Source organism: Nocardioides sp., from assembly GCF_047607365.1.
Lineage (GTDB): Bacteria > Actinomycetota > Actinomycetes > Propionibacteriales > Nocardioidaceae > Nocardioides.
The window spans coordinates 1-3,455 of sequence record NZ_JASGDD010000226.1 but is presented as its reverse complement, the minus strand read 5'-3'; the positions used below and the strand labels follow the sequence as shown (position 1 = coordinate 3,455).

General features: G+C 73.6%; 3 protein-coding genes. All 3 read right to left on the bottom strand.

Annotation, left to right across the window (positions count from 1 at the left end; translation table 11 throughout):
• A partial coding sequence (gene dnaG / locus QM572_RS17750) for a DNA primase (protein WP_415095304.1) occupies positions 1–1,373 on the bottom strand: 1,373 nt, incomplete at its 3' end.
• Between the two features lie 17 nt (positions 1,374–1,390).
• The gene (locus QM572_RS17745) at positions 1,391–2,626 is read right to left on the bottom strand and encodes a deoxyguanosinetriphosphate triphosphohydrolase (protein ID WP_415095303.1); all 1,236 of its coding nucleotides are present in this window, start codon (positions 2,624–2,626) and stop codon (positions 1,391–1,393) included.
• Between the two features lie 121 nt (positions 2,627–2,747).
• Positions 2,748–3,455 (bottom strand): mucin-2 protein (locus QM572_RS17740; protein WP_415095302.1); only part of this gene is annotated, 708 nt, incomplete at its 5' end.

Below are 3,455 nucleotides of genomic sequence, written 5' to 3'. Positions count from 1 at the left end.
GCCGGGCCGGCTGGCGGCGCCTGGGGCGCGGCGGCGGCCGTCGGCGCCGTACGGCGGGAGCCGGCTCGTCTCACCTCGGCCAGCGCGTCGCCGGTGTCGACCCCGACGAGGCCGGCGAGCTCGCGGGCGAACTCGGTGACCTTGGAGCGGTCGCGGACCGCCGAGACCAGCCGGGCGCCCTCGCGCAGGGCGTCGATGCGACCGTCGGCGCGGTCGAGGTCGTAGCGGGAGACCACGTTGCGCAGCACGAACTGGTAGAGCGGCCTGCGGTTGTCGACCAGCGCGCGGACGGCCTCGTCGCCCTCGGCCATGCGCAGGTCGTTGGGGTCGAGCCCGTCGGGCGCGACGGCGACGTAGGTCGGCGAGTGGAAGTCCTCGTCGGCGGCGAAGACCTTGACCGCGGCGGCCTGGCCGGCGGCGTCGCCGTCGAAGGTGAAGATGATCTCGCCGCCGGCGCCGGCGAAGTCGCCCATCAGCCGGCGCAGCACCTTGCCGTGGTCGGAGGTGAAGGCGGTGCCGCAGGTCGCGACGGCGGTGGTGACGCCGGCGAGCTGGCAGGCCATCACGTCGGTGTAGCCCTCGACGACCACCGCGCGGTGGGTCGTCTGGAGGCCCTTGCGCGCCAGGTCGATGCCGTACAGGACCTGGTTCTTCTTGTAGATCGGGGTCTCGGAGGTGTTGATGTACTTGCCGGGGATGCGGTCGGAGTCGAAGAGCTTGCGGGCGCCGAAGCCGATCACGTCGCCGCCGGACTCGCGGATCGGCCAGATCACGCGGCCCTCGAAGCGGGAGAAGCCGCGGGTGCCGACGAGGCCCGCGACGGTGAGCTCCTCCTCGCTGAAGCCCCGCGCGCGCAGGTGCTGCGGCAGCCGCTTGCCGTCGGTCGGGGCGAAGCCGACGCCGAACTGCGCGGCGGCGGCCTGGTCGAAGCCCTTCTGGGCGAGGAACTGGCGGGCGGCGACCGCGTCGGGGCCCAGCAGCTGCTCGGCGAAGAACTCCGCGGCGATCTTGTGCGCCTCGACGAGCTTGCCGCGGCTCGGGCCGCGCGGCTGCTGCGGGCGGCCGTCGCCCTCCTCGCGCTCGAGCTGGACGCCGACCTTGTCGGCCAGCCGCTCGATGGTCTCGCCGAAGGAGAGCCCGTCGATCTTCTGCACGAAGGCGATGACGTCGCCGCCCTCCCCGCAGCCGAAGCAGTGGTAGAACCCGCGCGACGGGTTGACGTTGAAGCTGGGCGACTTCTCGTCGTGGAAGGGGCACAGGCCCTGGAGGTTGGAGCCGGAGCGGCGCAGCGTGACGTACTGGCCGACGACGTCCTCGATCCGGGCCTTCTCGCGGACCTCGGCGATGCTCTTCTCGAGGATGCGCCCGGCCATGCGCGAACTCTACTTCTCTAGATCGGGGGTCGTGGCGCGCGGACGAGCCGGTCGTGCCAGGCGTACGCCGTCACGTCGGTGAGGCTGGCGACCTGGTCGACGACGACCCGTAGCCGCTCCCGGTCGCCCGGGGCCGCGAGCCAGTCGTCGGCGAACTGCCGGTCCAGCGCGTCGGGGCCGCGGTCGAGGAGCACGACGACCAGCTCGGCGAGCAGCTCGCGCTGCCGCTCCTGGGTCTGGCGCCGGTCCTCGGCGAGCATCACGTAGTGGGTCGCGATGCCCTTGAGGACGGCGATCTCCAGCCGGGTCTCGCCGGGCACGACGAGGTCGCCGCGGTGGCGCAGCAGGCCGCCCTCGGCCGGCGTCGCGCGGTGCACCGCGCCACAGAAGCGGCCGATGAGGTCGCTGGTGAGGTTCTTCAGCGCCGCCAGGCCGGCGCGACTGCCGTCGTACGGGCCGCGGGGCCAGCTCTCGACCGCGCGCAGCCCGGCGAGTGCCTCGTCGAGGGACGCGTCGTCGGCGTCGGGCAGATACCAGCCGCGTACGGCGTCGCGGACCGCGCTCACGTCGAGGCGGGTCAGATCCGCCTTCCCGGCCACGACGGCGTCCTCGACGTCGTGCACCGAGTAGGCCACGTCGTCGGCGAGGTCCATGATCTGGGCCTCCACGCACCGGCGCTGCCCGTCGGCGCCGGCGCGGAGCCAGTCGAAGACCGGGCGGTCGTCGTCGTAGACGCCGAACTTGCGCACGCCCGGGGCGGCGGGCCAGGGGTACTTCGTGCAGGCGTCGAGGGTCGCGCGGGTGAGGTTGAGGCCGACCGAGCTGCCGTCGGGCCGCTGCGTCTTGGACTCCAGCCGGGTGAGGATCCGCAGCGTCTGGGCGTTGCCCTCGAACCCACCCGCCGGACCGGCGAGCTCGTGGAGGACGTCCTCGCCGTTGTGGCCGAAGGGCGGGTGGCCGAGGTCGTGCGCGAGGGCGGCCGTCTCGGCGAGGTCGGCGAGCTCGGAGGCGCCGAAGGCGCGGGCGATGTCGCGCGCGATCTGCGCCACCTCGAGCGAGTGGGTCAGCCGGTTGCGGACGAAGTCGTCGGACTGCGGCCCGACGACCTGGGTCTTGGCGGCCAGCCTGCGCGACGAGGCGGCGTGGACGACCCGGGCGCGATCGCGCTCGAAGGCAGTCCGCTCCGGCGCCTCGACCCGTTTGGGCGGCTCCGCGACGACCCGCTCCCGATCGTGCGCGCTGTAGCCCTCCACGCGCCGAACACTAGCCGTGCCCCGGTGCGTGCGATCGCAAGGCGCCGGGCCGAAAGGCGGCCCGGGGTTGGCCGTCGAGCGGCGTGCGACGCCGCGGACACTCCGCAGCGCGCCAGAGCGCCTACGGGTTCGTCCCGATGTGGACGTGATCCATGTGGTTGGCGGTGGCACCGCCGTGGTCGCCGTAGTCCCGCCAGCCCTCGCTCGACCGGACGGGGGTCCAGATGCGGTCCCACCAGATGACGTCGTAGAGGTCGAGCTCGGCGGCGTGCGCCCTGGCCCAGGCCGCGATCCTGTCGCCGAGCGCCTTGTCGGAGGTCATCACGTCGAGGGCGTTGCCGGTGTTGTGCTCGCTGCGAGCCGCCCAGCCGCCGTACGAGGTGATCTCGGGGAAGGCGTGGCAGACCGAGCGGTAGACCTTGATCGTGCTGGCCTTGAGGCCCTTCTCGACCGAGCTGTCCGGGCACGGCTCCATCGAGATGCCGGCCGGCTTCTCGTCGGCGAGGTAGCCCTCGGTGACCCAGCGGACCTTGCCGTCGACGACCACCTGGACGCGGCCGTTGCGGGTGACGCCCGTGCTCTGGATCTTGGTGAGGTCCGCGACCTCGCCGGCCGCGGTCGCGTCGTCGCCGGCGCCCGACCAGAGGTTGAGCGTGGTCGTCGTCCACTTCGTCGTCGTGGACAGCGCGGAGATCCCGGTGATCGCGGCCGCGACCCGCCGGGACTGCGAGCGCGAGAGCGATGCCCCGCGGGCGACGTCGGCGGTCGGGGAGGCGCTGACGGAGGGCGCCACCACGGTGGCCGCGTCCGCCGCGGCGGGCGCGGCGGC